The 19,250-nt window shown below is 43.3% G+C and carries 18 protein-coding genes; 15 read left to right on the top strand and 3 right to left on the bottom strand.

Features of this window, described 5'->3' with window-relative positions; genetic code table 11:
- The first annotated feature begins 1 nt into the window (after position 1).
- From ADH27_RS08480 to ADH27_RS08490, 3 genes are all read left to right on the top strand, one after another.
- Positions 2 to 406 (top strand): GNAT family N-acetyltransferase, encoded by a 405-nt coding sequence (locus ADH27_RS08480; protein WP_048717338.1) that lies wholly within the window; start codon positions 2 to 4, stop codon positions 404 to 406.
- 334 nt (positions 407 to 740) lie between these two features.
- Complete coding sequence (locus tag ADH27_RS10355) at positions 741 to 1,523, top strand: hypothetical protein (protein WP_193389726.1); 783 nt, start codon at positions 741 to 743, stop codon at positions 1,521 to 1,523.
- Between the two features lie 445 nt (positions 1,524 to 1,968).
- The gene (locus ADH27_RS08490; protein WP_048717339.1) at positions 1,969 to 3,327 is read left to right on the top strand and encodes a hypothetical protein; all 1,359 of its coding nucleotides are present in this window, start codon (positions 1,969 to 1,971) and stop codon (positions 3,325 to 3,327) included.
- Positions 3,328 to 3,548: 221 nt separating this feature from the next.
- On the opposite strand, the gene ADH27_RS08495 is transcribed toward ADH27_RS08490, so the two are convergent.
- A complete protein-coding gene (locus tag ADH27_RS08495; RefSeq protein WP_239681783.1) occupies positions 3,549 to 5,405 on the bottom strand; it encodes a Cna B-type domain-containing protein in 1,857 nt (618 codons plus the stop codon).
- Positions 5,406 to 5,983: 578 nt separating this feature from the next.
- On the opposite strand from ADH27_RS08495, the gene recJ reads away from it, so the two are divergent.
- The 5 genes from recJ (at position 5,984) to ADH27_RS08520 (ending at position 11,200) form a co-directional block, all read left to right on the top strand.
- Entirely contained in the window at positions 5,984 to 8,197 is a 2,214-nt protein-coding gene (gene recJ, locus ADH27_RS08500; protein ID WP_048717341.1) for a single-stranded-DNA-specific exonuclease RecJ, read from the top strand.
- Positions 8,197 to 8,790 carry a TipC family immunity protein gene (locus ADH27_RS08505; protein ID WP_048717343.1) on the top strand — a complete coding sequence of 198 codons (594 nt, stop codon included), beginning with the start codon at positions 8,197 to 8,199 and terminating at the stop codon, positions 8,788 to 8,790. The genes recJ and ADH27_RS08505 overlap by 1 nt, the downstream gene beginning before the upstream one ends.
- A gap of 155 nt (positions 8,791 to 8,945) precedes the next feature.
- Positions 8,946 to 9,458: an adenine phosphoribosyltransferase gene (locus ADH27_RS08510; protein ID WP_003002788.1), complete on the top strand. Its 513-nt coding sequence runs from the start codon at positions 8,946 to 8,948 to the stop codon at positions 9,456 to 9,458.
- Between the two features lie 101 nt (positions 9,459 to 9,559).
- Entirely contained in the window at positions 9,560 to 10,504 is a 945-nt protein-coding gene (gene metA / locus ADH27_RS08515; protein WP_048717344.1) for a homoserine O-acetyltransferase MetA, read from the top strand.
- Positions 10,505 to 10,513: 9 nt separating this feature from the next.
- Positions 10,514 to 11,200 carry a DnaD domain-containing protein gene (locus tag ADH27_RS08520; protein WP_048717346.1) on the top strand — a complete coding sequence of 229 codons (687 nt, stop codon included), beginning with the start codon at positions 10,514 to 10,516 and terminating at the stop codon, positions 11,198 to 11,200.
- A gap of 38 nt (positions 11,201 to 11,238) precedes the next feature.
- Here the strand turns inward: ADH27_RS08520 and add are convergent, their stop codons facing one another.
- The gene (add, locus tag ADH27_RS08525; protein ID WP_048717348.1) at positions 11,239 to 12,258 is read right to left on the bottom strand and encodes an adenosine deaminase; all 1,020 of its coding nucleotides are present in this window, start codon (positions 12,256 to 12,258) and stop codon (positions 11,239 to 11,241) included.
- A gap of 138 nt (positions 12,259 to 12,396) precedes the next feature.
- Between add and yghU the strand changes: the two genes are divergently transcribed.
- From yghU to rfbB, 7 genes are all read left to right on the top strand, one after another.
- A complete protein-coding gene (yghU, locus tag ADH27_RS08530; RefSeq protein ID WP_048717349.1) occupies positions 12,397 to 13,188 on the top strand; it encodes a glutathione-dependent disulfide-bond oxidoreductase in 792 nt (263 codons plus the stop codon).
- An 81-nt stretch (positions 13,189 to 13,269) separates the two neighbouring features.
- Positions 13,270 to 13,959, top strand: coding sequence for a tRNA (adenine(22)-N(1))-methyltransferase (locus ADH27_RS08535; RefSeq protein WP_048717351.1), 690 nt, complete (start codon positions 13,270 to 13,272; stop codon positions 13,957 to 13,959).
- Positions 13,946 to 14,743 (top strand): Nif3-like dinuclear metal center hexameric protein, encoded by a 798-nt coding sequence (locus ADH27_RS08540; protein ID WP_048717353.1) that lies wholly within the window; start codon positions 13,946 to 13,948, stop codon positions 14,741 to 14,743. Before ADH27_RS08535 ends, ADH27_RS08540 begins: the two co-directional genes overlap by 14 nt.
- 6 nt (positions 14,744 to 14,749) lie before the next feature.
- Complete coding sequence (locus ADH27_RS08545) at positions 14,750 to 15,841, top strand: NAD(P)/FAD-dependent oxidoreductase (RefSeq protein WP_048717354.1); 1,092 nt, start codon at positions 14,750 to 14,752, stop codon at positions 15,839 to 15,841.
- A gap of 260 nt (positions 15,842 to 16,101) precedes the next feature.
- A complete protein-coding gene (rfbA, locus tag ADH27_RS08550) occupies positions 16,102 to 16,971 on the top strand; it encodes a glucose-1-phosphate thymidylyltransferase RfbA (protein ID WP_048717356.1) in 870 nt (289 codons plus the stop codon).
- On the top strand, positions 16,971 to 17,564 hold the full coding sequence (locus tag ADH27_RS08555) for a dTDP-4-dehydrorhamnose 3,5-epimerase family protein (RefSeq protein ID WP_006596503.1): 594 nt from the start codon (positions 16,971 to 16,973) through the stop codon (positions 17,562 to 17,564). Before rfbA ends, ADH27_RS08555 begins: the two co-directional genes overlap by 1 nt.
- 268 nt (positions 17,565 to 17,832) lie before the next feature.
- Positions 17,833 to 18,879, top strand: coding sequence for a dTDP-glucose 4,6-dehydratase (gene rfbB, locus ADH27_RS08560; RefSeq protein WP_048717358.1), 1,047 nt, complete (start codon positions 17,833 to 17,835; stop codon positions 18,877 to 18,879).
- A gap of 162 nt (positions 18,880 to 19,041) precedes the next feature.
- On the opposite strand, the gene ADH27_RS10385 is transcribed toward rfbB, so the two are convergent.
- A partial coding sequence (locus tag ADH27_RS10385) for a hypothetical protein (RefSeq protein ID WP_204372982.1) occupies positions 19,042 to 19,250 on the bottom strand: 209 nt, incomplete at its 5' end.

The following is a 19,250-nucleotide window of genomic DNA, read 5'->3' on the forward strand; positions in this document are numbered from 1 at the left end:
GATGTTAGAGTACAAACAAGAGATTCCAGCGATGGCAGACTTAGTCGCACTTTACAGCTCGGTCGGCTGGACCAATTATACCAAGAACCCATCTATGCTAGCAGAAGCTGTCAAAGCCAGTCTCTGGCAGTTGGCCGTCTATGATGAGAAAGAGCTCGTTGCCTACATCCGCTTGGTAGGAGATGGTCACTCAGTCATTTTTGTGCAGGACCTCCTGGTACGACCAGATCACCAGCGCCAAGGTATCGGAAGGAAACTCTTAAAAGAGGCTTTAGCGACCTTTCCCACTGTCTACCAACGACTCCTCGCCACTGAACGGAGCGAGAAGAATCTTGCCTTTTACCAATCCCTGGGCTTTGTTGAACTTTCAGAGCAAGCCTGTACAGGGATGATTTATAGTAATTGACGGAGAGAGAGTGGGACAGAAATCGGTAATTCGTTAGAATTCGATTTCGTCGTCCCACCTCCGCACAGTTGAGTAGGGCTGTAAAAGCTGATGAAACCAGCGTAGTAGAGCCCACTCAACCACTGCGTCTTGCTCGACAATCCAAAAACAATTAATAGGCTAGGACTTTTGTCCCAGCCTCTTTTCTTGTTTTTCCTGACATTCCTTGTAAATAATGGTAGAATAGAGCTAGATAAATAAATACGTTGATGAGTAATTCAACTTGTGAGAATCTTTCATCCTATATAGTCCTCTATCTAACTTTTGGAAGTTTTCTATTTTTGGAGGTAGACCTATGAAAAACAAAGGTTATTCCCTTTTACTCCTAGTTCCCATTTTATTCTTAACGATGGTTCTAACCAGTTGTAAGATCATGACATCGAGTGATTACAAAAAGGCTAAAGAAGTTGTTAGCAGTGAGCTTGCTCAAGCTGGTCTTCATGGAAAAGTAACCATCACCAAGTTATCTTGGACTGCCCTAGAATTCCCAACTTATCATGTAAGCTACACCTACTCTGAGAAAACCTACGATGATCAAACGGTACGATTGGAAAATGAAACAACTTTTCATGATGACTGGTCAAGTTCATCTATTATTTTTCTTCCAGACTATAAGAAAGTGTTTTTAGAGCAGAAATCCATAAAAAATATCGAGGAAAAACTAGAGAAGGAAATAAAGAAGCAATCTCTCGGCCTTCCAATTGAATTCTCTATCTTTTTAAGTAACTTTTATCAGGAAGAAAAAGAGGAAATCCTAGATAGCATTGCAAGACAAAATCTCAAAGAAGGGAAAAAAGACTTTGCCGGCTACTATCAAATTCCTTTTCAAACCTTGATCGATCAGGAGTTAATCCGTATGACCATTTATGTAGATGATGCCGTGTCCGTTAAGGAGCAAGACCTAGAAGAAGCAGCTAAAAAGCTAGATGCGAGCAAACTACCGAATGGTTCCTATAGTTTCTACTATTCCAATCATAAAGATGATTCGGAAGACACGCTCAGTTACTCCTTCAAAGTGAAAGATGGGAAAGTTGTTTTTTATGAAGATCAACAGGACGGACTAGAAGATCAAAACTAAAAAGAGTATGATTGAGCAACCTAGTAAGCTTTAACAAACCTACGTTTATAATACTACTTAAATGAGAGTGGGACAGAAATCGGTAATTCGTTAGAATTCGATTTCGTCGTCCCACCTCCGCACAGTTGAGTAGGGCTATAAAAGCTGATGAAATCAGCGTAGTAGAGCCCACTCAACCACTGCGTCTTGCTCGACAATCCAAAGACAATTGAGAGGCTAGGACTTTTGTCTCAGCCAATTATTTATTTGACTGACAAAAGATGGAATTGATGGACTAGAAGAGTCGGTCCAGTCTCATGTTTGTTTACTTTGAGTTTTTCTATCAGACAGTATTCACATAATGCAAGGATTTCCAAGAGTAGAAATCCTTTTTTTCAACCACTGACACTTTATAAGAATCATGGTAAAATAGTTGGTAGGAGCTAGTGAATAGGAGGAGTTGTTTATGCCCAAGTTATTTAAGTCAAAGTTGTTTTTATTTACTTTATTCGTCGTGGTGGTTGGATCAATCTCTTCTATCAAAGAACAAATTCGTATAAGAGAATTGCGTCAGTATGTTCAATGGAAACCGAGGCCAGTAATTAAGGACTATGAATTTATTCATAACGGGGAAGCACTAGTCATCGAATGGGACGATGGTGATGAGAGAGAATTAATTGAAGAAGTTAATAAAGGTAAACCAGAATTTGCGTACCAACTTAATACACATGATGGTGCAAGTGGTGAGCGCTATATCATGCAAGAAAGTTATAAGTTAAAAGCGAGTAGTGATAAGTTTTCACGCTATCGTACTGCACCAGATTCGGCGCCTTATCTAAGCTACAATGAGCCCAAAGAAGGGGAGTATTGGTTGATTGATGTATACGACACGAAGGATCGAAAACTAAAACCTAAAACCTATGATGTCTTTAAAATGGTGCGTGACTATAATAAGAAATATATCCCACTCGATATTTCAGGAGAAATATATGAAACAGAGGATAATGAAGCCTACTTTCTTATTACTATGTTAGCACCCAAGGAATCAAAAGCAGTGATTGAAAATGGAACTATGAAAGTTGTTACGGAGGGGTTTAACGAGACTTCACAGTATCCGGTTGAGGAGGGGCTGATTGATGCAAAAACAGGAAAAATATCTAAAAAGAGTTCCTCTGGTAAAAGTGTTGAAGAAGTTAAAACGGAGTCAAAACAGAGACTTGAGAATAGACATCCATTCGCTCTTATGCCAAAAACGAGATTATCTGGTTCCGGAGGAAATGACTACATTTCTAGAGGATTACAACTTAGGTTTAATCAAAGTTTTAGGGAAACTGAAAGGTACAAAATATCTCTAGCAGCAGCCTATCCAAAGGCCTATCAGATGTTGAAAAATCACTATCGCTCAGTTTTGTATTTCTTAGGCGAGGAAGATGTAGAGTTTCGTCTCTCCTTTTTAGAATTACTAACAAGTCCCTATAATTCATTTGTTAAAGATTTCACGCTTCCTGCTGATTTTTCAATAGATGGGCAAGAGCACCTTGTTCAGAATAAAGAAGAATTTCTTCAATACTTCAAATCTCAGCCTCAAAAAAACAGTACTAATTTTGAGTTGGCTCTTATGAATATATTTTACGAAGAAACACCAGAAGGATACATAAGGAGAGATCTTTTTAAAAATTTAACCATTCCCGCCGAGTTTTCAAAAGATGGGCAAGAACATGTGATTCAAGATGTGCTCCAATTTCAAAAGGTCCTCAATATTGAAAAGATAGAAAATGAAAAATTAAGGAAGAAAATAATAGAAACATTCCCATATATGAAATAGACTGGAATATAAGTGAAGATACAAAAGAGCCTAGTGAAGTTTTCACAGGCTCTTTTATATAAACTCTAGGACAGAAAAATGAGAATGAGGTAGGACTTGGTTTTCTAGTGTATTCTATCGTCATAGGTTCATAAAAAAGAGAGAGAATGTGATTCTCTCTCGTGCTATTAGTGACTAGGAGGTGGAGCTAGTGCAAGCTAATAGTAGTTTTCTGAACTGAATTAGTTATCAGTCATTTTACGTTTTAATACAACGGCACCGGCCAAGACCAATACTCCTGTAAGAACAAGACCTGTTGCGACAACTTCACCTGTACTTGGAAGAAGTTTCTTACGTCCGCCACCATTGCCTCCAGCGTTCGGTCCAGTTGGATTTTCAGGTGTAGTGGTAGTAGAACCATTCTTTTTAGGTCCTTCAGGCGTTGTACTAGGTGTTGTACTAGGTCCTTCAGGTGTTGTAGATGGTGTAGGTGGTGTTCCAGGCGTAGTAGTTACTGTAGTCTTAGGCTCCTTTGTAGAAACAGTTGTAGCAGGAGTTCCAGGTGTAGTAGTTACTGTAGTCTTAGGCTCACCAGGCGTAGTAGTTACTGTAGTCTTAGGCTCATCAGGCGTAGTAGTTACTGTAGTCTTAGGCTCATCAGGCGTAGTAGTTACTGTAGTCTTAGGCTCACCAGGCGTAGTAGTTGTTGTAGTAGTGGTTGTAGTAGTAGTGGTTGTTGTAGTCGTTGTAGTTGGTTTGTTTGATGTGTTGACGACCTTAATCACGTTTGCATCATCAATTTTTTCAACTTTAGAAGTGTAACCTTCAGGTGTATTTGTTTCCACTACTGAGTACTCAATCTTCTTACCGTCTTTGATACCTGGCAATTTCGTAAATGCTGCTTGCCAACCAGAAGCTTTTGTAAGAGTTTGTGTCATTCCTTCTAAAGCTTTGCCGTCAGCATACAATTGAACAGTGATATCTTTACGGTCAGCTTCTTCGTCACCAACCCACTCTTTCTGAACTGTCACAGTTGTATCACCAGATACCCAGAATTTCAACTCTGTATTGTTCCAGAATGCTGGGTCTGTTTGAGGTGTTGTGATTTCGTCAGCTTTCAAGGTAGCGTTGTTATCAACACGGATAGTTGTTTTAGGAATGATTGTTTGGTATTCAACAATGATTTCTTCATCTGAAGCTGTTTTAAAGACATCACTGACATCTGATAAGTTCACAGTAAATCCATTACCGTCTGGATCAAATGTCACATGTTGCCAGAAGTCCCATCCGGAAGCAACCACTTGTCCACCTTTTCTTAATGTGAAGGATGGTTTCAAGTAAGTTCCAACGAAGAATTCACTTGCAGCGTGATTAGCAGGTGTTTTAAAAGTGATTTTTGAGTAATCTACAGCTGAAGCTTGGATTTTATCTGATACAACAGGATTTGTGATGGCTTGTTTTTTACCATCGCCATTGATACGGATGAACCATTTTGTAAGGTAGTAGTCATCGCCAACGTTCATCCATGCATAGTTTTCTGATGCATCGAGTTTGAATTCTTTAGATACATAGTCACCAGTAAGGTTGTACTTGTTCAAAACAGATTCAAATACGCCAGGTCCATCAGGACGAGTGATGACAACGGATTCTGAACCAACTTTAGAAGTTGCGGTTTTGTTTCCAGGATTTCCTGGAGTACTATCCCACACTGCTTGGTATGAGAAACCACCCTTAACGTTTTGGTTCATGGATTCGATTGCTTTTTTAAAGGTAAAAGTAATCTTTTTGTCTGTCATCGACAAGGTAGCTACTTCAGCACCGTTTGCTTGAAGTGACTCCGTTGCAAGTTTGGTGATATTGACACCTTCTGGAGCGTCGATAGTAAACGTATCACCTTCCTTAACAGAAATACCTGTTAAGTCCCAGTCAAAAGAAAAATTGACCTTTTGACCAGATGTATCTGCTTTAAGGTTTGTAATGGTTGGTGTAACAGTTGCTGCAGAAACTGGCTTAATGATTGACAAGCCAAGAGCAACTACACTAATCATTGCTACAAACGCGAATAATTTTTTATAGAAAGTTTTCACTTGTTCCTCCATTCCTTTTTCCTGGTTTGGAAGTATATCACTTTTTTTCCACACATTTTAAGCGTGTCCAGTTCTATACCGACAAAAAGTCGGCTAGATGTTTATGACGGTTTTTCTGCTAGGACTGAATGGTAGAGACCATCGTTGTAGCCAGAGAAAAGCGAAAGTCGACTGTGACATCTTAAAATAAAAAACTGATTGTCCTTTCCACACACAGAATTAATAACTCCAAGGGCCATAAAGTCAAGAGTTTCAAACCAAGACGGCTGAAAAACCGATCGCTTTGTTTCCCTATAATTTTAGGCCTCTTATATTATATTACAATCCTTTGCAGTGTCAAGTAATTTGTAACGAAATACTAAAATTTAGTAAGATTTTTTTATAGGGAAGTATTATCGTTAGATCAAAAGGTAGAAAAAATAGGAAGAAGGCTTGTAACAGAGGCAGTTTGGGAGCTGGACTAAGCTTGATTTTTATGACCTTGGATAAAAGATTTTACCCCTACTGATTCAAAGCTAGCTTTCATTTTCCGGATTCCCGGCTTTCATGTTATAATATGCTGATAAGAAAAACAGGAGACAAGGACCGAGATGATCACGTCAAAATATGAATGGCAATTTGCTGCGCCCTTTTCAGATGATACTTTTTTGGCGCAAGCAAAGAAGAGAGGATTAGAAGCATCTGCAGCCAAGTTACTGGGAGAACGAGGGATCCAGACGGAAGAGGCGCTGGATCGTTTTCTTGAACCTCGGCTAGAAGATCTGCATGATCCCTACCTGCTTCACGATATGGACAAGGCAGTGGATCGCATCAGACGGGCCATCGAAGATTATGAGCAGATCCTGATCTACGGAGACTATGATGCAGACGGGATGACGGCCGCTTCTATCATGAAGGAAACCCTGGAGCAGATGGGGGCGGAAGTAGCCGTCTATCTGCCTAACCGCTTTACAGATGGGTATGGTCCCAATGCCAGTGTCTACAAGTACTTTATCGAACAGCAGGGGATTTCCCTCATCATCACGGTGGACAATGGGGTAGCTGGACACGAAGCCATTGAATTGGCCCAAAGCATGGGAGTAGATGTCATCGTGACAGACCACCATGCCATGCCAGAAGTCTTGCCCGATGCCTATGCCATCATTCATCCCGAGCATCCAGATGCCGACTATCCTTTCAAGCACCTAGCAGGATGCGGGGTTGCCTTTAAGTTGGCTTGTTCCCTCCTAGAAGAGGTGCCCCTAGATTTCCTTGATTTGGTGGCCATTGGGACCATTGCGGATATGGTCAGTCTGACAGATGAAAACCGCATCCTAGTCAAGTATGGCCTTGGTGTCCTTCGTCAAACCCAACGGATCGGCCTCCAGGAAATGCTCAAGCTGGCCTCCATCGCCCCTCAAGATGTAAATGAAGAAACAGTTGGTTTTCAGATTGCCCCTCGTCTCAATGCGCTGGGGCGCTTAGATGACCCAAATCCAGCGGTTGAACTCTTGACAGGTTTTGATGACGAAGAAGCGCTAGAAATTGCGCTGATGATTCAAGCCAAGAATGAAGAGCGCAAGGAAATTGTCCAAGCCATCTATGATGAAGCTAAAGCCATGGTTGATCCAAGTCTTCCCGTCCAAATCTTGGCCAAGGAAGGCTGGAATCCAGGTGTCTTAGGGATCGTGGCCGGTCGACTACTTGAAGAGCTCCATCAGCCCATTATCGTCCTCACCATAGACCAAGGCAAGGCCAAGGGGAGCGCACGTAGCCCTGAAAGTGTTCATATTTTTGAAGCCCTAGATCCCCATCGTGATCTCTTTATCGCCTTTGGAGGCCATGCGGGTGCAGCTGGTATGACTCTGGAAGTTGACAAGCTCCCTCGTCTGACCGAGATTTTTTCTGACTATATTGTAGAAAAAGGGATTGACCTGACGGCCAAATCCACACTCTTTGTGGATGAGGAGTTGGACCTAGAAGAGCTGACTTTGGATACCTTGAAGAGTTTCGACCGTCTCGCTCCTTTTGGGATGGACCATAAGAAACCAGTCTTTTACATTCGTGATTTTCAAGTTGAGTCTAGCCGGACTATGGGGGCCGGCAATAGCCATCTGAAGTTGAAGATTCAAAAAGGCGATGCCCGTTTTGATGTGGTGGCTTTTGGTCAGGGCCATTTGGAATTGGAGTACTCCCAAGCGAAAAACTTGGAGTTGGTGGTATCCTTGTCCGTCAATCAGTGGAATGGACAGACCACCCTGCAACTGATGGTGGTGGATGCCCGTGTAGAAGGAGTACAGCTCTATAATATCCGAGGGAAAAATGCTCCTCTCCCACAAGCTATTCCCCTCTTTAGTCAGTTGGAAGAAGGGGAAGATTCTCCTGCCATTGTCATCGATCGCATACCGGATGACCTGGCTGACTTAAAAGCCCTCTTCCAAGAACAGAGCTTCCAAGCGGTCTATTTTAAAAATCACCTAGACAAGGCCTATTATTTGACTGGCTATGGTAGTCGGGATCAGTATGCCAAACTCTACAAAACACTGTATCAGTTCCCTGAGTTTGATATTCGCCATAAGCTCAGCCAACTATCTGACTACCTCAAGATTCCACAAGTTTTGTTGATCAAGATGATCCAAATCTTCCAAGAGTTAGGCTTTGTCCAGATTGAAAATGGCATCATGACGGTCAATAAGGACGCGGAGAAGAAGGAGATTACCTCGAGTTCCATCTATCAGGACTTGGTGCAGACGGTCAAAGACCAGGAACTCATGGCTTTAGGATCTGTGCAAGAAATCTATGACTATTTAACGGAATCGATTTAATGAACAAGAAGAAAATATTTCTCTGGCTCAGCCCTTTCATCCTTTTTGCCCTCTATTGGCTGGGGATCTACTGGAGTTTGAGAAATCCCATGGAAGAAATCAACTACGCTGAAAATGGCAGCTGGATGCGCTATCTGATGTTTAGGCCCTTTACAGAAACGATCGGGAGTGATCGCATCTGGAAGGAGGATGAAGGATTTCAGTCCTATCCCTATTCAGATGACATCGTTGGTGGTCAGGAAGACCTATCTGTCATGATGTTTCGAGACAGTTCTGAATGGGTTTACTGGTATGAATACCATCTAAACGAAAATGCATACGTTTGGATGACCTTCAAATACAATTCTAAAAAAATAGCATTGATTCAAGAAAAAGTGTATCTTTACGAGGATGATCAAACGGTCGAGGGGAGTGATTTTTTACAGAAACTTGCCACCTACGGCAAAGACCTCACTTGGCTTCGAAACCAAAGCAAGAAGGTCGCTGAACAATACATCCTTGGTACCTGGTTCAAGAATGGTAGCTCGCGCTATTCTTTGAAAAATCTGGGCGATATGACAATCCAGTACAATGAATTGGTAGAAAAGAAGTAAGAGATTTTTTCGAATCCAATCCCACATCTTTTGAGGATGTGGGATTTTGCTTTCTTTGTAGGAGGGTGGGAAAATGATTTAGTAAAAAATGATGCACGTTAGTAGAATTCATGGTATAATGGAATGTAAAAATTTTTTATGAAAGAAAGTTAACCATGAATTTAAAAGATTACATTGCAAGCATTGAGAACTATCCACAAGAAGGAATTACCTTCCGTGATATCAGCCCTTTGATGGCAGATGGCAATGCTTATAGTTATGCGATTCGTGAAATCGTTCAATACGCGACGGATAAGAAGATCGATATGATCGTCGGCCCTGAAGCGCGTGGATTCATCGTTGGATGTCCGGTTGCTTTTGAATTGGGAATTGGTTTTGCGCCTGTTCGTAAACCTGGCAAATTGCCTCGTGAAGTCATCTCAGCTGACTACGAAAAAGAATACGGTGTGGATACCTTAACCATGCACGCTGATGCTATCAAACCAGGTCAACGCGTTCTCATCGTCGATGACCTCTTGGCAACAGGTGGTACCGTTAAAGCAACCATCGAAATGATCGAAAAACTCGGTGGAGTGGTTGCAGGTTGTGCCTTCTTGATCGAGCTCGATGATCTCAAAGGCCGCGAAGCGATCGGAGACTACGATTACAAGGTCTTGATGCATTACTAATATAGTTTAGAGCTATATCTAGATAGAGAAAAACCATAATTGAAAACTATATGCTCCTGTCTTATAATAAGAGGTAACAACTTGTAAGATGGGAGCTTTTTATGCCAATTACCTTAGATAAGAAATTACCAGCAGTTGATATTCTTCGCTCAGAAAATATTTTTGTCATGGATGATATTCGGGCAACTCACCAAGATATTCGTCCGATGAATGTTCTGATTTTGAATCTCATGCCGACTAAGGTAGCCACTGAGACTCAACTCTTACGCCTCCTGGCCAATACTCCCTTGCAGATCAATGTGGATTTTCTCTATATGACCAGCCATGAGTCCAAGACGACAGCGGCAGAACATATGGAAGTCTTCTACAAATCCTTCGAGGATATTAAAGAGAACTATTATGATGGCTTGATTATTACGGGAGCTCCAGTAGAGAAATTAGCCTTTGAGGAAGTGGATTACTGGGAGGAGTTAACAAAGGTTTTTGCTTGGTCGAAACGACATGTTTTTTCAACCTTGCATCTTTGTTGGGGTGCGCAAGCTGGTCTCTATTACCGCTATGGGATTGAAAAAGTAGCCCTCTGCGACAAGCTATCAGGGATCTATGAGCAAACAGTTATGAATCCGCAGAATCGCTTGATGCGTGGCTTTGACGATGCTTTTTTGGCCCCTCACTCACGTTATACAGATGTCCCCCTCAAGGAAGTGCTAGAGAAGAGTAACTTGCAAGTCCTGGCTCAGGGGGGTGAAGTAGGATTATCCATCCTGGCCAGTCCAGACCTTCGAGAGGTCTATAGTTTTGGCCATTTGGAATATGACCGTGATACCTTGGCCAAGGAATACCAGCGGGATGTCAAAGCAGGCTTGAATCCAGATCTTCCGAAGAATTATTACGATCAGGATGACAGTAGTCGTGACCCACGGATGCGGTGGAACTTAGCGGCAGCCAACTTCTTTAGTAATTGGATCAATTATGCAGTTTACCAAGAAACTCCTTATCGTTTGGAGGAGTTAGAAAAAGATATTTCATTTTATGGTTACCTATAAAGGGGTAGTATGACATATTCACAAGCATTTAAGTCGGGCAATTTGGTTTTACCAAGTGCTTTACTTTTCCATTATCAGCATTTATTTAAAGACGCAGAGGATTTTCTGGTTTGGCAGTTCTTTTATTTGCAAAACACGACCAACCAATCCAGCCTCACACCTAATCAAATTGCAGATGCAATTGGCAAGTCTGTCGCAGAAGTCAACCAGTCCATGTCTCGCCTGACCAACCAAGGGTTGCTCCAATATCGGACCATTGAGCTAGATGGGGAGATTGAAGTTCTTTTTGATGCGACCATTGCCCTCGAACGCTTGGATGACCTGCTTCAAAGTAAGACAGAAGTAGCACAGCGCGGGCAAGATAAGCAAGCAGAAAATGAACTGGCTAATTTGGTCAAAACTTTTGAGCAGGAGTTAGGACGTTTGTTGACGCCATTTGAAATCGAAGATTTGACGCAGACAGTCAAGCAGGACCAAACAGACCCTGATATTGTGAAGGCTGCCTTGAGAGAAGCTGTCTTTAATGGCAAACCTCACTGGAAATACATTCAGGCCATCCTGCGCAATTGGCGACGGGAGGGCATTACCAGTTTGACACAATTAAAAATCAAACAACAAGAACGGGAAGCCCTTCAGCCTGAAAATGTCACAGTTTCAGATGATTTCTTACAGGCGATGGATTTGTGGAAAGATTAAAAAAATACTAGCACTCATAAAGTGCTAGCTTTTTTTGTTTATAAATAGTCCGCGTAAGCCTTTTCTAGTTTGGTTAGGAGTTCTTGTTTTTCCTCATCACTAGCAAAGGAAGCTTGGATGGCATCGACATTGTGCTGGTAAAAGTCAGCTGGCGTCGTATGGAAGTGGCGATGGTAGAGGGCATATTCCTTGGTCAGGTCGGTATCAGAGACGGTGCGGTTATCGGTGTTGATGCTGATATGGGCTTGTGCTTCCTTCATCTTGAGGTAAGGGAAGTCCGCCACAGTGGCAGCTGCCTTGGTTTGAAGGTTACTAGTCAAACAGAGCTCACCAGTAACACCATTTTTCACAAACTCTTTTAGAAGCTCTTGTTCATCCGCTAGCAAGGTCACGTGACCATTTCGTTTGATGCCATAGGCCATGGATTGAGCGACGTTGGCTGGACAGTGGCACTCGCCAGCATGCAGTGTCATGGGACGGTTGTAACTTTTAACCTGTTGGATGAGGGCATCAATGGCTTGTGGTGGGTAGTGGTGTTCATCCCCAGCGAAGTCAAAGCCGACAAAATCTTGATCCCTAACTTGGTTGGCTTCTGCTAGGATACGAGAGGTGAGTTCTTGATCCGACTGGCGCATGCCGCAGACGAGGGCTTTTGCAACAATGCCAAATTCATCCTGGGCTTGGCGCAGTCCTTCACAGACAGCATCGATTGTTTCTGGGACAGTGAGCCCTTGGTCCATGGACAATTCTGGGGCAAAACGAACCTCAATGTAGACGACATTTTCGAGAGCAGCTTGCTTGGCCACATCGTAAGCAGCAAGGGTCAAGGCTTCCTTGGTTTGAAGGAGAGGGCGAATGTAGTCAAAGGCCTCCAAATAGTCCAAAAGATTCTCACAGTGGGCAGGTGCAGTGACATGGTGCTTGAGCTCTTCATCACTAGCAGGGAGGTCAATATTGGCCATGGCTGCCAATTGGCGAATGGTCGGAAGAGACAAGGAACCGTCTAAGTGGCAGTGTAGTTCTGTCTTTGCCAAACTATGAAAGTCGATCGTGGACATGTTTTTTCTCCTTCAAAATGTATTTTTTCTATACTATCATTTTGCCAAGAAATGTCAAGTAAAGCCAGCGTAGCAGATTTTTGAAAGTAGCGACTGGATTTGATATGCTAGTAGTAACATAGACAAAGGAGAAAAGAGATGTCAGATTATCAATTACCAGAAGTATGGGAAGCACCAAACCAAATGGGAGGAGCCTGGGGTGGCTTGAACCAACCAACAGCAGGTGCCCGCTTTGAACAAACTCTTCCAAAAGGGGATCATCCTTTCCAACTCTATACCCTTCCAACTCCAAATGGGATTAAGGTGACCATTATGCTGGAAGAATTAAAAGAGTTGGGAGTGGATGCAGGCTACGACGCTTATCGCATCAAGATTGGTGAGGGAGATCAGTTTGGTAGTGACTTTGTAGCCATCAATCCCAACTCAAAAATTCCAGCCATGTTGGATCAATCAGGCGACCGAGACATTCGGGTCTTTGAATCAGCCAATATTCTCTTGTATCTAGCGGAGAAATTTGGCCATTTAATCCCGACAGATCCTGCTAAGCGGACAGAAGTGCTCAACTGGCTCTTCTGGCAGACGGGTGCGGCACCATTCTTAGGTGGAGGCTTTGGTCATTTCTTCCACTATGCTCCTGAAAAAATTGAGTATGCCATCAACCGTTTTGCCATGGAAGCCAAACGCCAATTGGACCTGCTGGACAAGGAATTGGCGACCAAACCTTATATCGCAGGGGATGACTATACCATTGCAGATATTGCCATCTGGTCTTGGTATGGCCGTCTAGCCCAAGACAAGGTCTGGGATCGTGCCGGAATTTTCCTAGATGTGAAGGAATACAAGCATTTGCAAGCCTGGACAGAGAAAATCGCCAATCGCCCAGCTGTGAAACGTGGCTTGGAAGTGGACTATAAGGAAATTAATGCATAAGAAAAGGGCGCCGTCGCGCCTTTTTTTAATGGTGCAAACATGGTATACTAAGGGATGGAATAAAAGTTTAGAAAGTAGCACATGGAATTTACAAAATTATCAAATCGCTTGGACTTAGTGGCTAGCTTCGTCCCAGCTGGAGCGCGTCTGTTGGACGTGGGGAGTGACCATGCTTATCTACCAATCGCCCTCTTACAAGAAGGTAAGATTGAGGCTGCTATTGCTGGTGAAGTGGTAGAGGGACCCTATCAGTCTGCCCTGCAAAATGTCGCCGATAATGGCTTAGAGGACAAGATTGAAGTCCGCCTGGCCAATGGTTTGGCTGCCTTTGAACCAGCAGACGGCATTTCTTGTATCACTATTGCAGGTATGGGAGGACGCTTGATTGCGGATATCCTAGCGGCAGGCCTTGAAAAATTAGCCAATGTCTCCCGCTTGGTCCTCCAGCCCAATAATCGAGAGGATGAATTGCGGGCTTGGTTAGTAGACCATGATTTCCGCATTGTTGATGAAGCGATCTTGGAAGAAAATGAGAAGTTCTATGAGATCCTTGTAGTGGAACAGGGTTCTCAAGAGTTGACAGCTATGGAACTGCGCTTTGGTCCCTATTTGATGCGGGAACAAACTCCAGCCTTTGTCCAAAAGTGGTCCAAGGAAGTGGAAAAATTGGCCTTTGCCTTGGAGCAAGTCCCAGTTGAGAATCAATCTGCCAGAGCATCGTTAGAAGAGCGCATCGCACAAATCAAGGAGGTCCTAAATGCTAGCAAGTGAAGTCATCAAACGCTATGAAGCCTACTGTCCTCAGGAACTATCCATGGAGGGAGATGTCCGTGGTCTACAAGTCGGCACGCTGCATAAAGACATCCATAAGGTCATGGTAGCCTTAGATATTCGGGAGCAGACGGTGGCAGAAGCTATCGCCCATGGGGTAGACTTGATCATCGTCAAGCACGCACCGATTTTCCGTCCCATCAAAGATCTGGTAGCAGATCGGGCTCAAAATCAGATCTATATTGACCTGATCAAGCATGATATCGCAGTCTATGTCAGCCATACCAATATTGACATTGTCCCAGATGGTCTCAACGATTGGTTCTGCCAACTCTTGGACATTGAAGATACAGAGCCCCTCAGCATGACAGGGGAAGGACTCGGAATCGGCCGGATTGGTCAGGTGTCCGCCCAAACCTTTGGTCAGTTGGCTGAAAAGGTCAAAGAAACTTTTGGACTAGATGCTTTGCGCTTGGTCAGTTATGACCAGACTGATTTGGATCGGGTTGTTACGCGTGTCGCCATCTGTGGAGGAAGTGGCCAGTCCTTTTATAAGGATGCTCTCGCTAAAGGGGCTGAGGTCTATATCACAGGAGATATCTACTACCACACGGCTCAAGACATGCTGAGCGATGGGCTCTTGGCCTTGGATCCAGGGCACCATATCGAAGTTCTCTTTGTCTCGAAACTAGTAGAAAAGCTCAATCAGTGGAAGGCTGAGGAAGCGTGGGAGATTGAAGTGATTGGCAGTCAAGCTAGCACCAATCCTTTTTACCATATCTAAGGGGTCATGATGAAAGTAGCCATTATCGGTGCAGGGATCGTAGGATCCACTGCAGCCTATTATTTATCCAAAGAAGCACAAGTGGATGTGACTGTCTATGACCATGGAGTCGGCCAAGCAACTAAGGCAGCGGCAGGCATTATTAGCCCTTGGTTTTCCAAACGGCGGAACAAGGCCTGGTATCGCCTCGCTCGTCTGGGAGCTGATTTTTACCAAGAATTGGTAGAAGACCTGGCCAAGGACGGAATTAAAACAGATTTTTACCAGCAGACCGGTGTCTATCTCCTCAAGAAAAAGGAGGACAAATTAGACGAACTCTATCAGTTGGCGCTGAGCCGTCGGGAAGAATCTCCCTTGATTGGAGACTTGGCGATTTTAAACAAAGAAGAGGTGGCCCAGCAATTCCCAGGTCTAAATGGTTTTGAACAGCTCCTTTATGCCTCAGGTGGAGCTCATGTTGAAGGAGCGCTTCTCACGGAAACTCTCCTTAAAGCCAGTGGGGCAAGAGTGATTAAGGAAGAGGTTGCTCTCTCAGTCTCGGATCATGGCTATCAGATTGCAGGAGAAAACTATGACCAAGTCATCCTAGCAACAGGAGCCTGGCTGGGACAAATGCTCGAGCCACTTGGCTACCAAGTCGATGTCCGTCCCCAAAAAGGACAGTTGCGGGATTATCAGCTAGACCTAGATACTGATGACTATCCTGTGGTCATGCCAGAAGGAGAGCTGGATATCATTCCCTTCCAAAAGGGCAAAATCAGTATGGGAGCCACTCATGAGAATGAGATGGGCTTTGACCTGACGGTGGATCAAGCTCAGCTAAATCAGATGGAAACAGAAGCTTTGGCCTACTATCCAGAACTAGCTCAAGCGACAGTTGTCGGCGAGCGCGTGGGAACACGGGCCTACACCAGTGACTTTTCACCATTCTGGGGGGCTCTTCCCGATCAAGCTGGTATTTATGTTGCCAGTGGCCTAGGTTCGTCCGGCCTCACAACAGGTCCCCTCATTGGTTGGCATCTAGCCCAACTAGTGGCAGGAGGAAACCTACGCTTAGATCCAGCAGATTATCCAGTTGAACAATATGTGAAGAAGTAGGCTGGGACAAAAGTCCTAGCCTCTCAATTGTCTTTGGATTATCGAGCAAGACGCAGTGGTTGAGTGGGCTCTACTACAAGGTAAGGCTTTCAGACGACTCAGTCAAGGAGCAGTAATCTATTTGAATTATGAGTAAGACCACTGCTAACAATTCTACAACTCTCATCTCCGGTCATCACCTTGCAACACAAATGCAAGGTGACTTTTTTATATAAACATGATAAAATAGGGGTAATGAATACGTAGAAAGGCCTAACATTATGAAAGGTATTATTTTAGCTGGTGGTTCGGGTACTCGTTTGTATCCTTTGACTCGTGCCGCTTCCAAACAGTTGATGCCCATTTACGACAAGCCAATGATTTACTACCCATTGTCAACTCTTATGTTAGCAGGGATCAAAGAAATCTTGATCATCTCAACTCCGCAAGATCTTCCTCGTTTTGAAGAGCTTCTTGGAGATGGTTCTGAACTTGGTATTTCCCTCTCTTATGCAGAGCAACCAAGCCCAGACGGCTTAGCACAAGCCTTTATCATTGGTGAAGAGTTCATTGGTGACGATCATGTTGCCCTCGTTCTTGGAGATAATATCTTCCATGGAAATGGCCTAACCAAGATGTTGCAACGGGCTGAAGCAAAAGAAAAAGGGGCAACTGTCTTTGGTTACCAAGTTAAAGATCCAGAACGTTTTGGTGTGGTAGAGTTTGATGCAGATATGAATGCTATCTCTATCGAAGAAAAACCAGAACATCCAAAATCCAACTTTGCGGTGACAGGACTTTACTTCTATGACAATGATGTAGTAGAGATTGCTAAAAACATCAAACCAAGTCCTCGTGGAGAGCTTGAAATCACCGATGTCAACAAGGCTTATTTGGAGCGTGGAGACCTCTCTGTTGAGCTCATGGGTCGTGGTTTTGCTTGGTTGGATACAGGAACTCACGAAAGTCTCTTGCAGGCTTCTCAATATATCGAAACTGTTCAACGCTTGCAAAACGTCCAAGTTGCCAACCTTGAAGAAATCGCCTATCGCATGGGTTATATCACCAAAGAACAAGTCCATGAATTGGCGCAACCTCTTAAGAAAAATGAATACGGACAATACTTGCTCCGTTTGATTGGAGAAGCTTAATGACAGAACAATTTTTCGGAAAAGAATTAGCAGCCCGCAAGATTGAAGCCATCCCAGGCTTGTTGGAGTTTGATATTCCAGTTCATGGGGACAACCGTGGTTGGTTCAAGGAGAACTTCCAAAAGGAAAAAATGCTTCCTCTTGGATTTCCTGAAAGCTTCTTTGCCGAAGGCAAGTTGCAAAATAACGTTTCTTTCTCGCGCAAGCATGTATTACGTGGTCTGCATGCAGAACCTTGGGACAAGTACATCTCTGTGGCAGATGAAGGAAAGGTTCTTGGCACTTGGGTAGACCTTCGTGAAGGTGAAACATTTGGGAATACCTATCAAACTGTGATCGATGCCTCTAAAGGGATTTTTGTTCCTCGTGGCGTAGCCAATGGTTTCCAAGTTTTGTCTGACAAAGTAGCCTACAGCTATTTGGTCAATGACTACTGGGCATTGGAGCTCAAGCCAAAATATGCCTTTGTCAACTATGCAGACCCAAGCCTAGACATCCAATGGGAAAACTTGGAAGAAGCAGAAGTCTCAGAAGCAGATAAGAACCACCCATTGCTCAAAGACGTCAAACCCCTAAAAGCAGAAGATTTGTAAAAATGAAGCTCTTAAAACAATCAAGTACATCATTATATAGTTTTTAGCTTTGCTATAAACGAGCGAAGCGAGCTATATGCTTAGCTTTCCGCCGTGAGAAAAGCACCTGAACCATAATATTTCAGGTGCTCGGAAGTTTTGAGACACTAGGCTCAAAACTTAGTCATGGAACTTCTTCGAAGTTCGCTGACGTCCGTACTCACCTAAGGAAAGCTAAAAAAAGATTGATTTAAGGAACGATTAAAAAACTAATATTTTTGGAGAAAAAATGACTGAATACAAAAACATCATCGTAACCGGTGGCGCTGGTTTCATCGGTTCAAACTTCGTACACTATGTCTACAACAACCATCCAGACGTGCATGTGATTGTCCTTGACAAACTCACTTACGCAGGTAACCGTGCCAACATCGAAGAAATCCTTGGGGACCGTGTTGAATTGGTTGTGGGTGACATTGCTGACGCAGCATTGGTTGACCAACTGGCTGCTAAGGCTGATGCGATCGTTCACTATGCGGCTGAAAGCCACAATGACAATTCATTGAATGACCCATCACCATTTATCCACACAAACTTCATTGGTACCTACACACTCTTGGAAGCTGCTCGTAAATACGATATTCGTTTCCACCACGTGTCAACAGACGAAGTGTATGGAGACCTTCCATTGCGCGAAGATCTTCCTGGACATGGGGAAGGTCCTGGTGAAAAATTCACTGCAGAAACCAAATACAACCCATCATCCCCTTATTCATCAACCAAGGCTGCTTCAGACTTGATCGTGAAGGCTTGGGTTCGTTCCTTCGGTGTTAAGGCAACCATTTCAAACTGTTCAAACAACTATGGACCATACCAACACATCGAAAAGTTCATCCCACGTCAAATTACCAATATCTTGTCTGGTATCAAACCAAAACTTTATGGTGAAGGCAAGAACGTCCGTGACTGGATTCACACCAACGACCACTCAACTGGTGTTTGGGCGATTCTTACTAAGGGTCGTATTGGTGAAACTTACTTGATCGGTGCTGACGGTGAAAAGAATAACAAGGAAGTGCTTGAGCTCATCCTTGAAAAAATGGGACAACCAAAAGATGCTTACGACCGTGTAACAGACCGTGCTGGTCACGATTTGCGTTACGCTATTGATTCAACAAAATTGCGTGAAGAATTGGGTTGGGAACCACAATTCACAAACTTCGAAGCAGGTTTAGAAGAAACCATCAAGTGGTACACAGACAACCAAGACTGGTGGAAAGCTGAAAAAGAAGCTGTCGAAGCCAATTACGCGAAGACACAAGAAGTGATCAAATAAAAATTAGCCTCTGTTGATCAGGATTTCTGGTCGACAGAGGCTTTTCTATATTTTTAAAATAGACTATACTGTTTTTTAGAATGCATACAAACTTTTTTTGATAAAATAACTAGTTAATTTTTTTAAAAAGGTGATGTTTGATGGTTTGATTCATTTATGTAGTTATAAAACTTTCCGCTGTGAGAAAAGTGCTTGAAACAATAATGTTTCAAGCACTCGGGAGTTTTGGGAGTAAAACAGTTTGGGAAACTGTTTTAGCCTGAGCCCGGAAATTAAAGAGCGAGGGGGTTCAAAACGAATTGAACACAGGCTGCGGATTGTGTCAAAAAGATAAGTTCTCCTAGAATCTAAAGATTCTGCGTCAAACTTCC

It is taken from the genome of Streptococcus sp. 343_SSPC (assembly GCF_001072385.1).
GTDB lineage: Bacteria > Bacillota > Bacilli > Lactobacillales > Streptococcaceae > Streptococcus.

Coding starts and splice junctions, on each gene's coding strand:
- ADH27_RS08490 (WP_048717339.1), top strand. CDS start 1,969: ATGCCCAAGTTATTTAAGTCAAAGTTGTTTTTATTTACTTTATTCGTC.
- ADH27_RS08535 (WP_048717351.1), top strand. CDS start 13,270: ATGGAATTTACAAAATTATCAAATCGCTTGGACTTAGTGGCTAGCTTC.
- ADH27_RS08555 (WP_006596503.1), top strand. CDS start 16,971: ATGACAGAACAATTTTTCGGAAAAGAATTAGCAGCCCGCAAGATTGAA.
- ADH27_RS08520 (WP_048717346.1), top strand. CDS start 10,514: ATGACATATTCACAAGCATTTAAGTCGGGCAATTTGGTTTTACCAAGT.
- ADH27_RS10355 (WP_193389726.1), top strand. CDS start 741: ATGAAAAACAAAGGTTATTCCCTTTTACTCCTAGTTCCCATTTTATTC.
- ADH27_RS08510 (WP_003002788.1), top strand. CDS start 8,946: ATGAATTTAAAAGATTACATTGCAAGCATTGAGAACTATCCACAAGAA.
- ADH27_RS08480 (WP_048717338.1), top strand. CDS start 2: ATGTTAGAGTACAAACAAGAGATTCCAGCGATGGCAGACTTAGTCGCA.
- yghU (WP_048717349.1), top strand. CDS start 12,397: ATGTCAGATTATCAATTACCAGAAGTATGGGAAGCACCAAACCAAATG.
- ADH27_RS08545 (WP_048717354.1), top strand. CDS start 14,750: ATGATGAAAGTAGCCATTATCGGTGCAGGGATCGTAGGATCCACTGCA.
- metA (WP_048717344.1), top strand. CDS start 9,560: ATGCCAATTACCTTAGATAAGAAATTACCAGCAGTTGATATTCTTCGC.
- add (WP_048717348.1), bottom strand. CDS start 12,258: ATGTCCACGATCGACTTTCATAGTTTGGCAAAGACAGAACTACACTGC.
- ADH27_RS08540 (WP_048717353.1), top strand. CDS start 13,946: ATGCTAGCAAGTGAAGTCATCAAACGCTATGAAGCCTACTGTCCTCAG.
- recJ (WP_048717341.1), top strand. CDS start 5,984: ATGATCACGTCAAAATATGAATGGCAATTTGCTGCGCCCTTTTCAGAT.
- ADH27_RS08505 (WP_048717343.1), top strand. CDS start 8,197: ATGAACAAGAAGAAAATATTTCTCTGGCTCAGCCCTTTCATCCTTTTT.
- rfbB (WP_048717358.1), top strand. CDS start 17,833: ATGACTGAATACAAAAACATCATCGTAACCGGTGGCGCTGGTTTCATC.
- rfbA (WP_048717356.1), top strand. CDS start 16,102: ATGAAAGGTATTATTTTAGCTGGTGGTTCGGGTACTCGTTTGTATCCT.
- ADH27_RS08495 (WP_239681783.1), bottom strand. CDS start 5,405: ATGGAGGAACAAGTGAAAACTTTCTATAAAAAATTATTCGCGTTTGTA.